At 70.7% G+C, this 18,603-nt stretch carries 17 protein-coding genes; 10 read left to right on the top strand and 7 right to left on the bottom strand.

The window, feature by feature from the left end; genetic code table 11:
• Nucleotide 1 precedes the first annotated feature (1 nt).
• The 7 genes from nuoI to JMF97_RS11410 all read left to right on the top strand — a co-directional run bounded on the left by nuoI (nucleotide 2) and on the right by JMF97_RS11410 (nucleotide 8,157).
• Nucleotides 2-643 (top strand): NADH-quinone oxidoreductase subunit NuoI, encoded by a 642-nt coding sequence (nuoI, locus tag JMF97_RS11440; RefSeq protein WP_102657960.1) that lies wholly within the window; start codon nucleotides 2-4, stop codon nucleotides 641-643.
• Nucleotides 640-1,410: an NADH-quinone oxidoreductase subunit J gene (locus tag JMF97_RS11435; protein WP_013731027.1), complete on the top strand. Its 771-nt coding sequence runs from the start codon at nucleotides 640-642 to the stop codon at nucleotides 1,408-1,410. Before nuoI ends, JMF97_RS11435 begins: the two co-directional genes overlap by 4 nt.
• Nucleotides 1,407-1,724 carry an NADH-quinone oxidoreductase subunit NuoK gene (gene nuoK / locus JMF97_RS11430; RefSeq protein WP_013731028.1) on the top strand — a complete coding sequence of 106 codons (318 nt, stop codon included), beginning with the start codon at nucleotides 1,407-1,409 and terminating at the stop codon, nucleotides 1,722-1,724. Before JMF97_RS11435 ends, nuoK begins: the two co-directional genes overlap by 4 nt.
• A gap of 12 nt (nucleotides 1,725-1,736) precedes the next feature.
• The gene (gene nuoL / locus JMF97_RS11425) at nucleotides 1,737-3,695 is read left to right on the top strand and encodes an NADH-quinone oxidoreductase subunit L (protein WP_203221576.1); all 1,959 of its coding nucleotides are present in this window, start codon (nucleotides 1,737-1,739) and stop codon (nucleotides 3,693-3,695) included.
• Nucleotides 3,696-3,795: 100 nt separating this feature from the next.
• The gene (locus JMF97_RS11420; RefSeq protein ID WP_203221575.1) at nucleotides 3,796-5,319 is read left to right on the top strand and encodes an NADH-quinone oxidoreductase subunit M; all 1,524 of its coding nucleotides are present in this window, start codon (nucleotides 3,796-3,798) and stop codon (nucleotides 5,317-5,319) included.
• 112 nt (nucleotides 5,320-5,431) lie between these two features.
• The gene (gene nuoN / locus JMF97_RS11415; RefSeq protein ID WP_203221574.1) at nucleotides 5,432-6,982 is read left to right on the top strand and encodes an NADH-quinone oxidoreductase subunit NuoN; all 1,551 of its coding nucleotides are present in this window, start codon (nucleotides 5,432-5,434) and stop codon (nucleotides 6,980-6,982) included.
• Nucleotides 6,983-7,089: 107 nt separating this feature from the next.
• The gene (locus tag JMF97_RS11410; RefSeq protein ID WP_307816903.1) at nucleotides 7,090-8,157 is read left to right on the top strand and encodes a polyprenyl synthetase family protein; all 1,068 of its coding nucleotides are present in this window, start codon (nucleotides 7,090-7,092) and stop codon (nucleotides 8,155-8,157) included.
• Nucleotides 8,158-8,182: 25 nt separating this feature from the next.
• Here the strand turns inward: JMF97_RS11410 and JMF97_RS11405 are convergent, their stop codons facing one another.
• Complete coding sequence (locus JMF97_RS11405) at nucleotides 8,183-9,385, bottom strand: MFS transporter (protein ID WP_203221572.1); 1,203 nt, start codon at nucleotides 9,383-9,385, stop codon at nucleotides 8,183-8,185.
• A gap of 152 nt (nucleotides 9,386-9,537) precedes the next feature.
• Between JMF97_RS11405 and JMF97_RS11400 the strand changes: the two genes are divergently transcribed.
• Entirely contained in the window at nucleotides 9,538-10,320 is a 783-nt protein-coding gene (locus JMF97_RS11400) for an IclR family transcriptional regulator (RefSeq protein ID WP_013731034.1), read from the top strand.
• A 75-nt stretch (nucleotides 10,321-10,395) separates the two neighbouring features.
• Here JMF97_RS11400 and JMF97_RS11395 read toward each other — a convergent pair whose 3' ends face one another.
• The gene (locus JMF97_RS11395) at nucleotides 10,396-12,507 is read right to left on the bottom strand and encodes a PhoX family protein (protein WP_203221571.1); all 2,112 of its coding nucleotides are present in this window, start codon (nucleotides 12,505-12,507) and stop codon (nucleotides 10,396-10,398) included.
• A gap of 242 nt (nucleotides 12,508-12,749) precedes the next feature.
• On the opposite strand from JMF97_RS11395, the gene JMF97_RS11390 reads away from it, so the two are divergent.
• Complete coding sequence (locus JMF97_RS11390; RefSeq protein ID WP_232510732.1) at nucleotides 12,750-13,244, top strand: sigma-70 family RNA polymerase sigma factor; 495 nt, start codon at nucleotides 12,750-12,752, stop codon at nucleotides 13,242-13,244.
• On the top strand, nucleotides 13,241-13,933 hold the full coding sequence (locus JMF97_RS11385) for an anti-sigma factor family protein (protein WP_203221570.1): 693 nt from the start codon (nucleotides 13,241-13,243) through the stop codon (nucleotides 13,931-13,933). Before JMF97_RS11390 ends, JMF97_RS11385 begins: the two co-directional genes overlap by 4 nt.
• A 120-nt stretch (nucleotides 13,934-14,053) precedes the next feature.
• Here the strand turns inward: JMF97_RS11385 and JMF97_RS11380 are convergent, their stop codons facing one another.
• From JMF97_RS11380 to eccE, 5 genes are all read right to left on the bottom strand, one after another.
• On the bottom strand, nucleotides 14,054-14,530 hold the full coding sequence (locus tag JMF97_RS11380; protein WP_203221569.1) for a hypothetical protein: 477 nt from the start codon (nucleotides 14,528-14,530) through the stop codon (nucleotides 14,054-14,056).
• Between the two features lie 231 nt (nucleotides 14,531-14,761).
• Complete coding sequence (rarD, locus tag JMF97_RS11375; protein ID WP_203221568.1) at nucleotides 14,762-15,682, bottom strand: EamA family transporter RarD; 921 nt, start codon at nucleotides 15,680-15,682, stop codon at nucleotides 14,762-14,764.
• Between the two features lie 17 nt (nucleotides 15,683-15,699).
• The gene (locus tag JMF97_RS11370; RefSeq protein WP_203221567.1) at nucleotides 15,700-16,179 is read right to left on the bottom strand and encodes a GNAT family N-acetyltransferase; all 480 of its coding nucleotides are present in this window, start codon (nucleotides 16,177-16,179) and stop codon (nucleotides 15,700-15,702) included.
• Nucleotides 16,180-16,308: 129 nt separating this feature from the next.
• On the bottom strand, nucleotides 16,309-16,695 hold the full coding sequence (locus JMF97_RS11365; protein ID WP_203221566.1) for a phage holin family protein: 387 nt from the start codon (nucleotides 16,693-16,695) through the stop codon (nucleotides 16,309-16,311).
• 41 nt (nucleotides 16,696-16,736) lie between these two features.
• A complete protein-coding gene (gene eccE, locus JMF97_RS11360; protein ID WP_203221565.1) occupies nucleotides 16,737-18,557 on the bottom strand; it encodes a type VII secretion protein EccE in 1,821 nt (606 codons plus the stop codon).
• Nucleotides 18,558-18,603: the final 46 nt, after the last annotated feature.

Here is an 18,603-nt window from a genome sequence, read left to right as displayed (position 1 = left end):
CGTGGGCGCGATCACCGGAACGTTCAAGGGCTTCGGGGTCACCTTCTCGCACATGTTCAAGAAGGTTGTCACCACCGACTACCCGTTCACCCCGCCCACGCCGGCGCCCCGCTACCACGGGCGGCACATCCTCAACCGGCACCCGGACGGGCTGGAGAAGTGCATCGGCTGTGAGCTGTGCGCCTGGGCCTGCCCGGCGGACGCGATCTACGTCGAGGGTGGCGACAACACCGACGAGCAGCGGTTCTCGCCGGGTGAGCGGTACGCCAGCGTCTACCAGATCAACTACGCGCGGTGCATCTTCTGCGGACTGTGCATCGAGGCCTGCCCGACCCGCTCGCTGACCATGAGCAACGAGTACGAGCTGGCCCGGGACAACCGGCAGGACCTGATCTTCACCAAGGAGCAGCTGCTCGCGCCCCTGCTGGAAGGGATGGAGCAGCCGCCGCACCCGATGCGCCTGGGCGACAGCGAGAAGGACTACTACGTCGGCAGCCTGACCAACCCGGGTACCTCGGCCGGTGCCGAGCGTTCGCCGATGGGGCCGGGCCGCTACCAGGTGGACGAGCACCCGGGCGTCACGTTCCCCGGTGCCGAGCAGGCCGCCCAGCGAGCTGCGGCGGAAAAGGGAGAGACGGCATGACCACGTCGACGGTGCTCGCCGCCGCGGGGGCGGTCTCCGGCGGGGAGGCGGTGACCTTCTGGATCCTCGCCCCGCTCGCGTTGGCCGGCGCGATCGGCATGATCGCGGCGCGCAACGCGGTGCACTCGGCGCTCTGGCTGGTGCTGACCATGCTCAGCCTGGGCGTGTTCTACGTGCTCCAGGCGGGGCCGTTCATCGGCATGGTGCAGATCATCGTCTACACCGGCGCGATCATGATGCTCTTCCTGTTCGTGCTGATGTTGGTCGGCCGGGACGCCTCCGACTCGCTGATCGAGGTCTTGCGCGGTCAGCGGATCGCCGCGATCGGGCTCGGCGTCGGCTTCGCCGCCCTGCTCGGCAGCGGCGCCTACCGGGCCACCCAGGGCACCGAGGCGGTCGGCCTGGAGCAGGCCAACGCCGGCGGCAACGTGCAGAGCATCGCCCGGCTGCTCTTCACCGACTACATCTTCGCGTTCGAGCTCACCGCGGCGCTGCTGATCACCGCCACCATCGGCGGCATGATCCTGGCGCACGTCGAGCGGCGCAAGGAGGACCGGCGCGACCAGGTGGCCACCATGAAGGCGCGCTTCGCGCCCGGCAACTACCCCGGCCCGAAGCCCGGCCCGGGTGTCTTCGCCACCTCCTCGTCGGTCGCCACCCCGGCCCGCCTGCCGGACGGGCGACTCAGCGACCGGAGCACGCCGGACATCCTGCCGGTCCGCGAACTGACCGCCGAGGAGACCACCCTGAAGGGCACTGAGAAATGAGTGACTTCTTCTCGGTCGAGCCGAACTACTACCTCGTCCTCGCCGCGGTGCTGTTCACCATCGGCGCGGCCGGGGTGCTGGTCCGGCGCAACGCGATCGTGCTGTTCATGTGTGTCGAGCTGATGCTCAACGCGGCCAACCTGGCGTTGGTCACCTTCAGCCGGATGAACGGTGACCTCAACGGCCAGATCATGGCGTTCTTCGTGATGGTGGTGGCGGCGGCCGAGGTCGTGGTCGGGTTGGCCATCATCATGGCGATCTTCCGCACCCGGCGCTCCGCCAGCGTCGACGACGCCAACCTGCTGAAGTACTAGAGGGGCCCACCGGTGGACGAAATTCTGACGTACGCCCAGGCTGCTCCGGCCGAGACGGTCTCGTACGCGACGGCCGACGGCCTGCTGAGCAGCGTCTGGCTGCTGGTGGCAATCCCGCTGCTCAGCGCGGCGGTGCTGCTGCTGCTCGGGCGACGGGCCGACCGTTGGGGACACTGGCTCGGCGTCGCCGCCATCGGCGCGGCGTTCGTGCTCGGGTTGAGCTACTTCCTCGGTCTGCGTGGCCTGGAGAACAAGTCGGTCGAGCTGAGCCTCTGGGACTTCATCGCGGTCGGCGGCCTGCACGTCGACTTCGGCCTGCTCTTCGACCCGCTGGCCGGGGTCTTCGTCCTGCTGATCACCGGCGTGGGTTTCCTGATCCACCTGTACGCGGTCGAGTACATGGCGCACGACCCGGGTCGTCGGCGGTTCTTTGCCTACTTCAACCTGTTCGTCGCGGCCATGCTGCTGCTGGTCCTCGGCAACAACTACGTGATGCTGTACTTCGGCTGGGAGGGCGTCGGTCTGGCGTCGTACCTGCTGATCTCCTTCTGGTACACCAAGCCGGCCGCGGCCACCGCCGGTAAGAAGGCGTTCCTGATGAACCGGGTCGGTGACGCCGGTCTGGCCATCGCCATCTTCATCATGTTCGCCACGCTGGGCACCACCCAGTACGACGAGGTCTTCAACGGCGTCGGCGCGCTGGCCGGTGGCACCGTGCTGGTGCTGGGCCTGCTCCTGCTGCTCGGGGCCGCCGGTAAGTCCGGTCAGTTCCCGCTCCAGGCGTGGTTGCCGGACGCGATGGAGGGCCCGACCCCGGTGTCGGCGCTCATCCACGCCGCGACGATGGTCACCGCGGGCGTCTACCTGATCGCCCGGTCCAACATCATCTTCTCGGCCAACACCACCCTGCAACTGGTGGTGGTGAGCGTCGGTGCGCTGACCCTGGTGATGGGCGCGATCATCGGTTGCGCCAAGGACGACATCAAGCGGGTGCTGGCCTGGTCGACGGTGAGCCAGATTGGCTACATGTTCCTCGGTGTCGGCCTGGGTGGCGCGGCGTACGCGCTGGCCATCGTGCACCTGCTGGCGCACGGCTTCTTCAAGGCCAACATGTTCCTCGGTGCCGGCTCGGTGATGCACGGCATGAAGGACCAGGTGGACATCCGCCGCTTCGGTGGCCTCTCCAAGTACATGAAGATCACCTGGTTGACCTTCGGTGCGGGCTGGCTGGCCATCATCGGCATGTTCCCGTTCTCCGGGTACTTCTCCAAGGAGCCGATCATCGCCGCCGCCTTCGAGCGGGAGGGCTGGACCGCCTGGCTGTTCGGTGGGGCCGCGGTGCTCGGTGCCGCGCTGACCGCCTTCTACATGACCCGGCTCTTCGTGCTCACCTTCCACGGGCCGAAGCGGTGGACCACGGACATCGAGCACCCGCACGAGTCCCCGCCGCTGATGACCATCCCGCTGATCCTGCTCGGCATCGGCTCCCTCGGCGCCGGTTGGCTGCTGGCCACCTCGGTGCCGGACTGGCTGACCGCCACCGCCGGGCTGAGCGCGGGCGAGGCGCACCACGACGCGGTGCTGCCGCACTGGGCGATCGTCGCGCTGTCGCTGGGCGTCACCGTGATCGGTGCCCTGCTGGGCTGGTTCCTGTTCCGGGGCGGTACGGCCATCGAGCCGCAGCCGGCCGGGGTGCTGGTCACCGCCGCTCGCAAGAACCTCTACACCGACACGGTCAACGAGGCGGTCTTCGAGAAGCCGGGCATCTTCCTCACCCGGGCGCTGGTCTACCTGGACAACCGGGGGATCGACGGTCTGGTCAACGGTCTGGCTGCCGGCGTCGGCGGCGGTTCGAGTCGCCTCCGGCGGATGCAGACCGGCTTCGTCCGGTCGTACGCCACCTCGATCCTGACCGGTGCGCTGCTGGTGGTGGCCGCCTTCCTGGCCGTCCAGGCGGGGTGGTTCGCGTGATCGACCTTCAGGGGTCGGGAAACCGCGCGGCTTTCCCGACACTCTCCCAGGCGGCCGTCGCCGGCGGACCGCGCTTCGACGACGGAGGTAAGGCCGCATAATGTCCGACTTCCCGTTCCTCTCGGTGCTCACCGTGGCGCCGCTGGTCGGCGCAGTGGTGGTCGCCCTCCTGCCGCGTAGCCGGCCGACCCTGGCCAAGCAGGTCGCGCTCGGCTGGTCACTGCTGGTGCTGGCGCTGTCGATCGCCATGTGGGTGACCTGGCAGGTCGACGGCCAGCGCTTCCAGTTCCGCGAGTCGTACCCGTGGATTCCCAACTGGGGCGTCAACTTCACCTTCGCCGCCGACGGCATCGCGCTTGTCATGCTGATGCTGATCGCGGTGCTGGTGCCGCTGGTGATCCTGGCCTCCTGGCACGACGCCGAATCCTCGAAGCGGTCGGTACCGGCCTACTTCGCGCTGCTGCTCGTCCTCGAATGCACGATGCTCGGTGTCTTCGCCGCCGCCGACGTCTTCCTGTTCTACGTGTTCTTCGAGGTCATGCTGGTGCCGATGTACTTCCTGATCGGCAGCTACGGCGGCCACCAGCGGCAGTACGCGGCGGTCAAGTTCTTCCTCTACTCCCTGGTCGGCGGTCTGTTCATGCTGGCCGCGGTGATCGGCCTCTGGGTGGTCGGCGGCAAGACCTTCGACTGGGTGGCGCTGTCCGAGGTGGACATCTCCACCGGCGCGGAGCGCTGGCTGTTCCTCGGCTTCTTCATCGCCTTCGCGATCAAGGCACCGTTCTTCCCGTTCCACACCTGGCTGCCGGACGCCGGTGGCGCGGCGCCGGCCGGTGCCGCCGCACTGCTCGTCGGCGTGCTGGACAAGGTGGGCACCTTCGGCATCCTGCGCTACTGCCTGCCGCTGTTCCCGGACGCGGCCCAGTGGTTCGCGCCCTGGGCGCTGGCCATCGCGGTGATCGGCATCATCTACGCCGCGCTGCTGGCGGTCGGGCAGAACGACCTGAAGCGACTGGTGTCGTACACCTCGATCGCGCACTTCGGCTTCATCGGCGTCGGCATCTTCGCCTTCACCACCCAGGCCGGTACGGGTGCGGTGCTCTACATGGTCAACCACGGGCTCGCCACCGGCCTGCTCTTCCTGGTGGTCGGCATGCTGGTCGCCCGCCGGGGCTCGGCCCTGATCAGCGACTTCGGTGGTGCCGGCAAGCTGGTTCCGGTGCTGGCCGGGGTGCTCTTCTTCGCCGGTCTCGCCTCGCTGGCGCTGCCCGGCACCGCGCCGTTCGTCTCCGAGTTCCTGGTGCTGATCGGCACGTTCACGGTGAACAAGCCGGTGGCGGTGATCGCCACGCTCGGCATCATCCTGGCCGCCGCGTACGTGCTCTGGATGGTGCAGCGCACCACGCAGGGCACGCTCAACCCGGCGCTGACCGAGATCGACGGGATGAAGCGGGACCTCAACCTTCGCGAGAAGTTCGTGGTCGCGCCGCTGATCGCGCTGATCGTGCTGCTCGGCTTCTACCCCAAGCCGGTCACGGACGTGATCAACCCCGCCATCCAGGCAACGATGGAGGACGTCGGCCGGACCGACCCGGCTCCGACCGTGCAGGAGGCCGCCCGGTGAGCGCGAGGAGTGAGCTTGCGAGCCCCGCAGTCGCGAACGGAAAGGCTGGTTCGGTGAGCGCGAGGAACGCAGCGCAGCGGAGTACCGCAGTCGCGAACGAAAGGCTGGTCTGGTGAACGAGTTTGAACTGCCGCCGATCGACTACGCGGCACTCGCGCCGATCCTGATCATGATGGGCGCGGCGGTGGTCGGGGTGCTGATCGAGGCGTTCGTGCCTCGGCGCCTGCGGCACCCCATCCAGCTGCCGCTGGCGCTGCTGGCGGTGCTCGCCGCGCTGACCATGGTGGTGTTCAACGCCGACAAGCGGCTGATCACCATCGGGGTGATCGCCATCGACGGGCCGACGCTGTTCCTCCAGGGCGGGATCCTGGTCCTGTCGGCGGTGGCGCTGCTGATGATCGGTGAGCGGTCGATCGAGCGCGGTGGCGCGTTCGTCGCCCAGGCCGCCATCACCGCCGACTCGCCGGACGACCGGCGGCAGGCGCAGCACGCCAGCGGTGCCGGCGAGGTGTACCCGCTTGTCACCTTCGCCATCGGCGGCATGCTGATCTTCGTCTCGGCGAACGACCTGCTGACCATGTTCATCGCGCTCGAGGTCTTCTCGCTGCCGCTCTACCTGCTCTGTGCGCTGGCTCGCCGCCGCCGCATCCTGAGCCAGGAAGCGGCGATGAAGTACTTCCTGCTCGGCGCGTACGCCTCGGCCTTCTTCCTGTTCGGTCTGGCGCTGCTGTACGGCTTCACCGCCGGCCTGGGCGACCGCCCGGCCGGGGTCGACTTCGCCACCATCCACGCGGCGGTGGCCAACTCGACGCAGAGCCCGGTGCTGCTCTTCGCCGGTATGGCGCTGGTGGCGATCGGTCTGCTGTTCAAGGCCGCTGCGGCACCGTTCCACGTCTGGACCCCGGACGTGTACCAGGGCGCGCCGACGCCGGTGACCGGCTTCATGGCGGCCTGCACGAAGGTGGCCGCGTTCGGTGCCCTGCTGCGGGTGTTCCACGTCGCCTTCGAGGGCGCGCGGTGGGACTTCACCCCGGTGCTCGGTGTGGTGGCGGTGCTCACCATGCTGGTCGGCGCGGTGTTCGCGGTGACCCAGACCGACATCAAGCGGCTGCTGGCGTACTCGTCCATCGCCAACGCCGGGTACCTGCTGGTGGGTGTGTTGGCGCCGGGCGCGAACGGGCTCTCCGGCACCATGTTCTACCTGGTCGCGTACGGCTTCGCGGTGTTGGCCGCGTTCGCGGTGGTGACCCTGGTCCGGGACGCCGACGGCGAGGCCACCCACCTGTCCCGCTGGGCCGGGCTGGGCCGGCGTTCCCCGCTGTACGCGTCGGTGTTCACCTTCATCCTGCTGGCCTTTGCCGGCATCCCGCTGACCAGCGGCTTCACCAGCAAGTTCGCGGTGTTCGGGCCGGCCCTGGAGGGTGGGCAGGTCTGGCTGGTGATCGCCGGTGTGCTGACCAGCATGGTGCTGGCCTTCCCGTACCTGCGGGTCGTGGTGATGATGTGGCTGTCCGAGCCGGGTGAGTCGACTCCGACGGTCACCGTGCCCGGTGGGCTGACCTCGGCGGCCCTGGTGATCGGCGTGATCGCCACCCTGGTGCTCGGCGTCGCGCCGGGCCCGCTGCTGGATCTGGCCTCCGGTGCCGCCGAGTTCGTGCGGTAGCTGCGGACCCTGCTGACGAGGGCCGGCCCACGACTGTGGGCCGGCCCTCGCCGCGTATCCCCGGTCCGGTGCAGGTAGAGGCCGTGTGGCATGGTGGAGCTGTGGCGATCAGGGGTGGCGAGGGTTCAGGTGTCACCGGCTCCGGTGCCCGCCGGAACCGGCTTGGCGCAGGTCAGTTCGGCGCGCTCGGCCTTCATCTCGCCGACTCTCGCACGGAGGAGTCCGTGCTGGGTCTGCTGGAGGCGGTAGAGGCGGAACTGCGGGACACCGTCGCCAGCGCCGACCCGTTCGTGACCGAGGCCGCCCGCCACCTGGCGGACGCCGGTGGGAAGCGGTTCCGGCCGCTGCTGGTGGCGCTTGGCGCGCAGTTCGGCGACCCGAGCCGGGCGGAGATCGTGTCGGCCGCCGTGGTGGTGGAGCTCACCCACCTCGCGACGCTCTACCACGACGACGTGATGGACGAGGCGCCGGTGCGCCGGGGTGCCCCGAGCGCCAACTCCCGCTGGACCAACTCGGTGGCGATCCTGGTCGGCGACTATCTCTTCGCGCGGGCCGCGGACGTCGCGGCCGAGCTGGGCCCCGAGGCGGTACGCCTCCAGGCACGCACCTTCGCCCGGCTGGTGCACGGTCAGATCGCCGAGACTGTCGGGCCTCGGGCCGATGACGACCCGGTGGCGCACTACCTGCGGGTGATCGCGGAGAAGACCGGTTCGTTGATCGCCACCAGCGCGCACTTCGGCGGCCTGTTCTCCGGGGCGACTCCGGAGCACGTGGCGGCGCTGGCCGGGTACGGCGAGACCATCGGGGTGGCGTTCCAGCTCTCGGACGACCTGCTCGACATCGCCAGCGAGTCCACGGAGTCGGGCAAGACGCCCGGCACCGACCTGCGGGAAGGGGTGCCGACGCTGCCGGTGCTGTACGCCCTGGCGGCGGACGACACCGACGCCGCCTCGGTGCGGCTGCGGGAAATCCTGGCCACCGGCGCGTTGACCGACGACGCGCTGCACGCCGAGGCGCTCGGCCTGCTCCGCGAGTCCGCGGCGCTCAAGCGCGCCCGGGAGACCGTCCGCAGCTACGCCGAGGACGCCCGCGCCCAACTGGCGCCGCTGCCGCAGATCCCGGCCCGGCGGGCCCTCGAATCGCTCTGCGACCACATCGCCGACCGCACCAGCTGACCCGCCGTCGATCCTCCGGCAGCTCTCAGGCCGGGCGGGTGGCCACCGGGTGGCGCTGGGCGGACAGCAGGCGGGTGGCGGTGAGCATCAGCGCGGCGGCGGCGAGCATGGCGACGGCTGCGGTGAGCCACATCGTCGGGTAGCCGGCTGCGGCGGCGAGCGGGCCTAGGGTCAACGGACCGAGGGCGCCGCCGGCGTACACCCCGGTCTGGGTGATCGAGGTGGCGGCCCCCGGCGCCTGCGGATGCAGCTGGACCACGGCGAAGTTCATCAGCCCGGGCCAGGACCAGCCCAGGGCGAAGCCGAGCAGTACGCCGACCATCAGCGGGGCTGTGCCGGCCATCGCGAGCAGGGCCAGCCCGACCGCCCCGACGACGAGCATGCCGGCGATGAGCGTGACGTGTCCGCCGGAGCGGCGGTCGGCCAGCCAGCCGAGACCGACCCGGGCCGTGATGCAGGCCGCGCTGCCGAGGGTCAGGGTCAGCCCGGCCAGCGCCGGTTCGAGTCCCCGGTCGACGGCGGCGTCCACCACGAAGGTGCCCAGCGCGCCCGCCGCCCCGGCGGCGAGCGTCGCGGCGATACCGACCACCACCAGCGGAAACGTCCCGCGCCCGGCGCCACGGACCGAGCGGCGGGCGGGTTGCGCCGGCTGCGCGGGTACGGCCGGCAGGGTGGCCAGCGCGGCAGCGGCGGCGGCCACGAACGCCCAACGCCAGCCGACGGTGAGGGCGAAGGTGGGCACCGCGGCCCCGGCCAGCAGGGTGGAGACCGGAATGGCGGCCTGTTTGATGCCGAACGACAGGCCCTGCCGCCGGGCCGGCACGTGCCGGGCGAGCAGCACGTTGCTGGACAGCTGGCCGAGCGCGTTCGCGGTGCCGGAGACCGCGAGCAGGGCGAGCAGCACCGGGTACGATCGGGCCAGCACCGCCACCGCGAGCAGGCAGGAGGCGGAGACGAGGATGCCGGCGCGGGCCACCACGGCACCGCCCCAACGCTCCACCAGAGCCCCGGACGGTACGGAGGCGAGCGCGCCCACCGCGAAGTAGACCGCGACGACCAGCCCGAGCCCGGCGGGTGAGAAGTGCAGGTCCTCCCGCATCTGCACGGCGAGGCCGCCGACCAGGAAGACCGGCAGGACGCAGGCGATGGTCACCACGACGGCCACCGCGCTGGCTCGGACCGGCCTGGTGGTGGCCGTGCTGTCGGGAAGAGGAGCGGTGTCGGGCACGATGATCAACCTATTCGAGCGTCGGCGCGGCGACACAAAGTGCAACCGAGATCACTTCACGTGTGCCGATTACCTGCGTCATCCATCCGATCAGGGATTTCGCCTCGGGCCGCTTTTTCATATGGTGTAAGTCCCTGGTGGCGGAGGTGGTTGTGCGTGACCCCCTGGCGGAGCCTTCGGACCTGATCCGGAGCGTGTCCCGCGCACTGCGAGTGCTCGAGTCGGTCGGTCGTGCCCCACGCGGGCTGACGGTGAAACAGATCGCCCGACGCTGCGAGCTGACCGTGGCCACCACGTACCACCTGGTGCGGACCCTCGCGTACGAGGGCTACGTGATCCGTCGGGAGGACGGGACGTACATCGTGGGCCTGGAGGTGGCCGACCGCTATCGCGAGCTGGTCGCCGCGTTCCGGGGGTCGCCGGCGGTCGGGGAGACACTGCGCCGGGTCGCGCTGGAGACCGGCTGGAGCCACTACCTCGGCCGGTTCGTCGGCGGGCAGGTGGCCATCACCGCCGTCGCTGAGGGCCACCGATCGCCCTATCTGGAGGATCTCGTGCCCGGGTTCGACGAGGGCGCGCACGCGACAGCTCTCGGCAAGGCCCTGCTTGCCACGCTCACCGCCGAACAACGCCACCGCTACCTGCGCGAGTACGGCATGCGGCCGTTCACCAGCACCACGTTGAGCACCCCGGAGGCGTTCGAGGCCGACCTGGCTGCCGGGGAGCGCCGTGGCATGCAACTGGAGCTGGGGCAGTTCCGCCAGGGGGTGGCCTGCGCGGCGGTGCTGATCAGCCCGGACAAGGACATGGAGCGCCGGACCGTGCTGGCCTGCGCGCTGCCGGCCAGCGAGATGATGACCTCCGCCCGGGTGGTCCGGACGAAGCTGCTCACCGCCGCCCGCGCGATCGCCGACAGCCTCGCCACCGACAACTGACCGCCGCAGTCCGACGGCCCCCGTCCTGGTGGGACGAGGGCCGTGGGAGCGGCCGGCGCGGATGCCGGGGCGGGGTCAGCTACCGACCGGTCCGCCGTCCAGCCGCCAGGTGACCACCACGCCCGGCTTGGCGTAGTCGCCGTCCGGCCAGGTGGAGGCCGGGTTGTCGACCGTGGCACCGGTGATCTCACCCGGGTGCTGCACGGCCACGAAGAGGGAGCGGTTGTCGCCGGTGACGAACGGACCGCAGGTCTCCGCGCCACGCGGCACGGTGAGGAACTGCTTCAGGTGGCCGCGTTCCGGGCCTTCCGTGGCGGTGGCGAAGAGGCCGTCGTTGCTGCCCAGCGCGTTGCCGTCGGTGGAGATCCAGAGGTTGCCGGTGGCATCGAAGGCCACGTTGTCCGGGCAGGAGATCGGGGAGACCCTGGTCTTGTCGTACCCGGCGAAGTAGGTCGACGGGTCCGCCGGGTCGCCGCAGACGATCGGCAGTGACCAGGTGAACGTCTCGGCGGTGTGATCCGTCCGGTCCTCCACCAGTTCCAGGATCTGGCCGTGCCGGTTGGCGGTACGCGGGTTGGCCTCGTCCGGCTTCGGGTTGCTGCCGACACCACGGTTGGTGTTGTTGGTCAGCGCCACGTACACCTTGCCGGTGTGCAGGCTCGGCTCGACGTCCTCCGGACGGTCCATCTTGGTCGCGCCGACCTTGTCCCCGGCGAGTCGGGTGAAGGTGAGCACCTCGGCGGCGCTCATGCCGTCCACGTACGACCGGTGGCCGCTGACCAGCTTGATCCAGCGGCCACCGCCGTTGAACGCGCCGTCGCTGGGCAGCGTGCCGGAGCCGTCGACCTCGGCGGCGCTGGTCTGGCCGAGCTGGGCGACGTAGAGGGTGCCCGACTCCAGCAGGGTCAGGTTGTGCCTGCGGGCGACCCAGGAGTCACCCGTCATGAACTTCTTGTCGGAGACGAACTTGTAGAGGTAGTCGAAGCGCTCGTCGTCGCCCATGTAGACGACCACGTGACCGCTGCGGGCCACGATGACGTTGGCGCCCTCGTGCTTGAACCGGCCCAGCGCGGTGTGCTTGCGGGGACGGCTCTCCGGGTCGTACGGGTCGATCTCCACGATCCAGCCGTGCCGGTTGGCCTCGTTGGGGTGCTTGGCCAGGTCGAAGCGGTCGGCGACGCGTTCCCACCGACGGCTGCCGCTGCGGTAGCGGGCGGTGGTGGTGATGCCGTAGCGGGCCAGCCGGGCCTTGTCGGCCTCCGGCGCGGCGTCACCGCCGACGAAGTACTGGTCGAAGTTCTCCTCGCCGGAGAGCACGGTGCCCCACGGGGTCACCCCACCTGCGCAGTTGTTCAGCGTGCCGACCACCCGGCGACCCTTCGGGTCGGCGGCGGTCTTCACCAGCGACGAGCCGGCGACCGGGCCGGTCAGTTCGAAGGTGCTGCTCAACGCGTCGACCCGCCGGTTGTACGGGCGACGGCCCGAACCGGCCACCCGCCACTGACCGGTGCCGGCGACCCGCTCGATCTCCACCACCGACATGCCGTGCGCCGCCATCGCCACCTTGACCTGCTCGACGGTGAGCGCCTCCTGGCTGGTGAAGCCGGGGAACATCAGTTCCTCGTTCGTGTACTCGTGGTTGACCACGAGCAGCGCCCGCTTGCCGCCCTTGTCCAGCGGCAGCACGCCGACGAAGTCGTTGTTGTAGCCGAACTGCCTGGCCTGCGCGGCGGCGGTCTGCCTGCGCAGGTCGAAGGCGGGGGCACCGGGCACCACCGGGTCGCCCCAGCGGATCAGCACCGCGTGGTCGTAGCCGTTGGGCACCACGAAGGTGTCCAGGGTGTTCGGGGGGATCGGCTTGAAGGTCAGCGCGCCGGTGCCGATGCCCTTGCCGCCGGTGGGGGTGGCCGGGGGCCGTGCCGGCGCGTTGGCTGCCGCCGAGGCAGCGGCGCGGGTGTCGGGCAGCGTACCGGTGAAGCCGAGCACCATCGCGCCGACCGCGCCGGCGCGGACGACACCGCGACGGGAGACCTCCGCGTGCACGAGATCACCGAAGTACGGGTTGTCGGAGGTGTTGGGTACGGGGTGGTCGCAGGCGTTGGCGCAGCGGTACAGACAGGTCATGGCGTCGCGGCTGCCGTGGCGGGTGGTGCCCAGTAGCGGCAGCGGCCGGGGACGGTCGCTCATGGGGGGAGCCTCCTGGGGTCGGTGCGCGCCGGCGCAACACACCGGCGCGTACCCGCCGGACGCTAGGGGCGCCCGGTGAGCGCGGGTCGGCCACCGTCTGAACCGGCGATGAAATCCGCGCCGGAGGGCAGGTTTGAGCTGGGGCTGAACTGTTGGGGGTGACCGCACGTATCAAACCTCGTAACGCCGAGCCCGCTCGCGGCGAGAGCGAGGAGAGGACCATCAGCGACCACGACGCGGATCTGCTGCGTGCCCTGCATGACGAACATGCCGACGCGCTGTACGCGCACGCGTTGCGCCTGGTCAACGGCGACCGGCAGCGCGCCGAGGACCTGGTGCAGGAGACGCTGCTCCGGGCCTGGCGCCACCCGGAGTCGCTCGACCCGCGACGCGGCTCGGTACGGGCCTGGCTGTTCACCACCGCGCGGAACCTGGCCATCGACGCCTGGCGACGCCGCTCCACCCGGGTCGGTGAGATCTACACCGACGAACTGCCCGAACCGCCCGAGGTCGTCGACGAGACGGAACGTGCCGTCGAGGCGTGGACGGTCGCCGAGGCGCTCAACCGGCTCAGCCCGTCGCACCGCGACGTGCTGGTCGAGTGCTTTTACCAGGGGCGCTCGGTCTCCGAGGCGGCGTCCCGGCTGGGCGTCCCGCCGGGGACGGTGAAATCCCGAACCCATTACGCGCTGCGGTCACTACGGTTGGTCCTTGCCGAGATGGGGGTGACTGGATGAGCCGCTGCGACTTCGCGTACGACGATGGCGCGTACGTGCTGGGTGCCCTGTCTCCCGCGGACCGTGCCGCCTACGAACGCCATCTGGTCGACTGCCCGGCCTGCCAGCAGTCCATCTCCGAGATCGCCGTGCTGCCCGGCCTGCTCGGCCGGCTGGATCCGACCAGCCTGGAGCAGTTCCTGCCGCCGCCGGAGAACCCCCGGGTGCCCGAGCTGCTCAGCGCCGCGCGGGAACGTCGCCGCCGCGAACGGCAGGCCAACCGGCTGCGGTACGCGGTGATCGGGCTGGCGGCTGCCGCGCTCGCCCTGGTCGTCGGCTTCGGTACGGCCACCATGCTGCCCGGGCAGGGACCGACCGCACCGCTGGCCCAGGTGCGGATGGTGCAGATGCGTCCGGTGGCGGGCACCGTGCCGCTGCACGCCGAGATCGGGCTCACCGGCACGAACTGGGGCACCGAGGTCACCATGACCTGCGGGTACGACGAGCGGTCCGGTTACGGCAAGGCGAACGCGTTCCGGTTGGTGGCGCATGCCGCCGACGGTTCGCAGGAGCAGATCGGCTCCTGGTTGGCCGCGCCCGGCGACGACCTGCGGATCAGTGGCGCGACCCGGTTCACCAACGCCGAACTGGTCCGGTTGGAACTGGTCCGGGCCGACGGCACCGTCGTGCTGGCCTATGACGTGCCCTAGTCGCCGCCCGCTTGAAGGCGACGGCAGCGGCTAGCACCGGCGCGAGTTGCGGTTGCAGCCGGATCAACCTCCACCGCGGTCCCTCGGGGCGATCCGTGTCGACCGCCCCGAGGGGGACGGTCATTCGGGAATGACGAACTGGCGGGTGCTGGTGGTGTTGTAGTTGACGCCGTTCTTCGTGGCGTGGTGGACGCAGTTGATCGTGATCGTGCGGAACTCCGGCGAGACGCCGGTCACCGGGATGGTCGGGGACCAGAAGTGCACGTCGACGAGGGCTCCGTTGTTCTCGGAGTCGTAGTCCGTGGTGGAGTAGCCGGTCAACGTGTTGGCGTAGCACCGGACGTTGATGTAGTCGGCGTCGACGCGGTTGTTGCTGGCGTTGGCGAACCGGGAGTATCCGCGAACCTTGACGCCGCCGGTCCGGTACGGCCAGTTGCCCTCGTGGCCGTACTTCTCCAGCTCGATGACTCCCTGCAAGGTGTAGGCCGGGGCAGGCGGGGTGCCGCCGCCACCGCCGCCACCGGGCGGAGGCAGTTCGATGCAGTCGTCGAGCTCCCAACACCTGGGGGGCAGTGCCTGTGCCGGAGCGGCTGCCATTGCGACAGCGCCCAAGCCCAACATCAGCGCGACAGCGGCTCGTATGGTGCGCAAATGCACTTTGTCTCCCATCAATGACACGGAAGGTTCATCGCTTTCCGTGATCTATTGATCGCGAAACGTACTTGGCTGGCCGGGGTGACGCAATCACCCCTTTAGATGTTGCCCGCACCCGGTCAGGGGGTGTTCAGCGTGCCTGTTGAAGGCCTTCGGGCGCCGCGACCGGCGGAGTCAGCGGGCGGCGGCGGGGGAGACGACGAGCGGGCGCTGACGGCGGGTACGTCGCGCCTGACGGAACCCGTCGGCAGTGAAGATGATCAGGGCGAGCCAGACCAGGGCGAAGCCGGCCAGGCGGGCCGGCGGCATCGGCTCGTGGAAGATCAGCACCCCGCAGCCGAGCTGGAGGATCGGGCCCACGTACTGGAGCATGCCCAGGGAGCTCAGCGGAAGCCGGTTGGCGGCCCCGGCGAAGAGCAGCAGCGGGATGGCGGTCAGCGCGCCGGCGAGGACCAGCAGCAGGGTGTGTGCCGTCGACACCTGCCCGAACGCGATGTCGCCGGTGGTCGCGATCCAGCCGAGGTAGCCGAGCGCTGGCAACGCCAGCACGGCCGACTCGACGAACAGACCCTCCGCGGCCGGCAGCCCGAGCTGCTTCTTGACCAGGCTGTACCCGCCGAAGGTGAGCGCCAGGATCAGCGCGATGTAGGGCAGTTGGCCGTAGTCGACGGTGAGCACGGCCACCGCGACCGTGCCGATGCCCAGCGCCCACCACTGGGCCGGGCGCAGCCGTTCCCGCAGCACCACCACGCCGAGCAGGACCACCACCAGCGGGTTGATGAAGTAGCCGAGGGCGGTCTCCACCACCCGGTCGGAGTTGACCCCGTAGATGTAGGTGAACCAGTTCACCCCGATCAGCACGGCGGCCACGGCGATCCCCGCCAGGGTGCGCGGGCGGCGCAGCAGGGCCCGCAGGAACCCGATGTTGCGCATCGCGAGGAGCAGCAGGGCGACGAACGCCACGGACCAGACCACCCGGTGGGCGAGGATCTCCAGCGGGCCGGCCGGACGCAGCAGCTTGAAGTAGAGGGGAAAGAACCCCCACATCAGGTAGGCGGCGAACCCGTAGAGATATCCGAGGCGGAGCGGCGTCACGGCATTACGGTAAGGGCCTAACCGGCCGACTGATCCTTGCCGGTGAGCGGGCTCACTGCCGGGTCGTGACGACGGTCCCACTCCATCCAGCGCTCGCCGTCGAGCGTGGTGAAGCCGAGCTTCTGATAGAGCCCGTGCGCGTCGTAGGTGGCCAGCAACATCCGGCGTACGCCCAGGGTGGCGAGGTGGTCGCGGGCCGCGCCCGCCAGCCAGGTGCCCAGGCCGCGACCTCGCTCGGTCCGGTCGACGTACACGTCACACAGGTAGCCGAAGGTGGTCCGATCGGTGATCACCCGGGCCACGGCGACCTGACGGCCGTCGACCGGCCGGTAGACGCCGTACCCGATCGAGCCGGCGAAGGCCCGGGCCACCGTCTCCTGGTCCCGCCCGATCGCCCAGTAGGCGTCCGTGCTGAGCCAGTGGTGCACCCGGTCCAGGTCCAGCCGGTCCGGATCGGTGCTGATCGTGTACCCGTCGTCGCGGGTCAGCGTGAACACCCCTGCGACGGTAGTCCGTAGGGCGGTCGGGTTCGGTAGCCAGATCCCGCAATCTGGTCTGCCCAGCGGGCAGGTGCCGCTCGTTCGGTGAGCGGCACCTGCCCGCTGGCGGCCGGTGTGTGGTGGGGGTCAGTCGCGGTCGAGGATGGCGCCGAGGATCCAGGTGACGACGCCGACGAAGAGCGCACCCAGGACGGCGGCCGGCCAGAAGCCGTCCACGTCGAAGGGCAGCCCGACCTGGTCGGCGATCCAGCCGGTCAGCAGGAAGAGCAGACCGTTGACCACCAGCGCGATCAGGCCGAGAGTCAGCAGGTAGAAGCCGCAGCCCACGGTCTTGATGATCGGCTGGAGGACCCCGTTCACCACGCCGAAGATGACCGCCACGAGGATCAGCGTCAGCACCGTTTCGCCGGTCGACGCGGTGTCCAGAGAGATGCCGGGAATGACCAGGGTGGCGAGCCAGAAGGCCACCGCCGTGGCGCCGACCCGGATCAGTAGACCTTTCAGAAAACCCATGGCGGGCATGGTGTCACGGCCGGGCGATGGGCGGTACCCGCTCAGGTGGCGGGCGTCGAGTCGCGGGACGGGCGACCGACCACCTGCGCCTCCAACGCGGTGCCGGCGAGCACCGCCCAGCGCAGGGCACGACGGTTCACCACGGCCACCATGTCGTGCCGGATCCGGGTCAGCCCGTCGGCGGAGTCACCGAGCCCCAGCGCGGCACCGGCGATCCCCGCCTCCGTACGACTCAACGGCTGGAGCACCGCCAGGTCGGACCGGCCGAGCGCGTCCGCGTCGGCGGGCGTCAACTCGTCCCGGACCAGCAGCGTGGTCTGCCAGGCCGCACCCGGCCGGGGACCGCCGGTGGGCGGCGGCGCGTCCAGGACCACCAGCACCGGAGACAGCGGCGTGCCCGGACCGGTCTCGACCTGCCGGCCGGGCGGGAGCAGCGGGATCGGCTCGCCCGGGGTGCCGACACCGCGTACGAACGGCTGCCAGAGCTGTGGGCGGGTGGTCTGGACGACGACGCGGCAGCCCAGTGCCATCGCCCGCATGGTCACCAGTTGGGCGGCCCGTACCCCGCCGACGATCATCACGCGGGTGCTCTCCGGCCGGAACAGTCGGACGGTGACCGGGCTGCCGTGCCGGTTCGCGCCCACCACCAGCCCGGCTGAGCCGTACGGCAGCTCCAGCCCCGCGCCCTCGCCGGTCGCGGCCGGGACCGGCAGGGCCAGCGGCAGGGTCTCGGCGAAGCCCGGCAGGTGCGCCCCGTCGAGTCGCTGCACCAGGCCACCGGCCGCCGTCACCAGCGCGCGCAGCGCCCGCGCGGCAGCGGACAACTCGGCGGGCGTCGACGCGCCGATCCGTACGGTCAGGCCGGTGGTCGCCGTCGCATCGGCGTGCAGCGACACCGTCACCGCGGTCGCCGGCAGCTGCAACAGCCGCGACACCAGCTGGCGTGCGGCCTCCGGGGCGGGCCACCGGCGGAGCCGGAACGTGGTCTGCAGCAGCCCACCGGACCGCACGGCCTGCCAGGACTCCCGGACGGGCCGCCCGTCACAATGAGCGAGCTCGGCGAAGACGCGCAGCGCCGCCGGCTCACCCAGCGGCCGTACCGTCAGCGGCCGGGCGCGTCGGACGATCCGGCGTACGGCGCTGGCGAGGGTGCTGCGTAACGCCTGCTCCGACCAGCCTTCGGCGCGCGTCACCCGGACCGCCAGCACCGCTCGTTCCCAACCTGCCACCCGGCCCTGAGTCAGCTGGCGGTACGAGGTGGCGGCGGGGCCGCCACCGGCTCCCGTCACCGGCGTCGCGGACAGCACGAGCTGGACGCGTACCGGCGGACCATCGCCCGGGTCGGCCGGCAGCAGCGAGGCGGGTGAGGGCAGCTGCTGCCCGCCGTCACCGAGCAGGTCGGCCCGGTCGCCGAGCTCCAGCAGCGCCACCACACCGCCGGGGTCGTCCAGCAGCACGGCCGATGACCCGGCCAGCTCGACCGGATGGCGAACGGTGTCCGGCGCCACCAGGTCGAGCAGCGCCGCCGGACCGCCGTCCTCGGTGACCGTGCGTCGGCGGGTGGCATAGCCCAGACCGATGCTCAACCACTCGTACAGCCACCGCCGGCGGACCCGGCACCAGGCGAGGAACAGCAACGCCCCGGCCAGCGCGGCGGCGGCCAGCATCGCGGGCAGGCCCCGGCCCAGGGCCGCGACGGGTGCCGCCAGCGCCACCTGGGTGGCGACGATCTGTCCGGCTCGGGGCCGGTGATCTCGCCAGCGGTCGGGCCCGGTCGACACGGTCGCGGGCGTGACCCGCTGCCCGGTCGTGGGTGATCCGCCGGGCGGTGGGTGCCCGAGCGCGGCCGGGACGCCCGTCATCGCCACCGCACCCTCCTCGGCCGGTCACCCGCCGCGACCTGACTGC

It is taken from the genome of Micromonospora fiedleri, from assembly GCF_016774385.1.
In the GTDB taxonomy this organism is placed as follows: Bacteria; Actinomycetota; Actinomycetes; order Mycobacteriales; family Micromonosporaceae; genus Micromonospora; species Micromonospora gifhornensis.
The sequence above is the reverse complement of the archived record's forward strand: the minus strand, read 5'-3'. Positions and strand labels throughout refer to the sequence as shown.

What these genes read in the sequence shown, in the direction of transcription:
- JMF97_RS11435 (WP_013731027.1), top strand. Translation starts at nt 640, where the DNA reads ATGACCACGTCGACGGTGCTCGCCGCCGCGGGGGCGGTCTCCGGCGGG.
- nuoK (WP_013731028.1), top strand. Translation starts at nt 1,407, where the DNA reads ATGAGTGACTTCTTCTCGGTCGAGCCGAACTACTACCTCGTCCTCGCC.
- JMF97_RS11420 (WP_203221575.1), top strand. Translation starts at nt 3,796, where the DNA reads ATGTCCGACTTCCCGTTCCTCTCGGTGCTCACCGTGGCGCCGCTGGTC.
- JMF97_RS11395 (WP_203221571.1), bottom strand. Translation starts at nt 12,507, where the DNA reads ATGAGCGACCGTCCCCGGCCGCTGCCGCTACTGGGCACCACCCGCCAC.
- JMF97_RS11385 (WP_203221570.1), top strand. Translation starts at nt 13,241, where the DNA reads ATGAGCCGCTGCGACTTCGCGTACGACGATGGCGCGTACGTGCTGGGT.
- JMF97_RS11380 (WP_203221569.1), bottom strand. Translation starts at nt 14,530, where the DNA reads ATGGCAGCCGCTCCGGCACAGGCACTGCCCCCCAGGTGTTGGGAGCTC.
- JMF97_RS11365 (WP_203221566.1), bottom strand. Translation starts at nt 16,695, where the DNA reads ATGGGTTTTCTGAAAGGTCTACTGATCCGGGTCGGCGCCACGGCGGTG.
- eccE (WP_203221565.1), bottom strand. Translation starts at nt 18,557, where the DNA reads ATGACGGGCGTCCCGGCCGCGCTCGGGCACCCACCGCCCGGCGGATCA.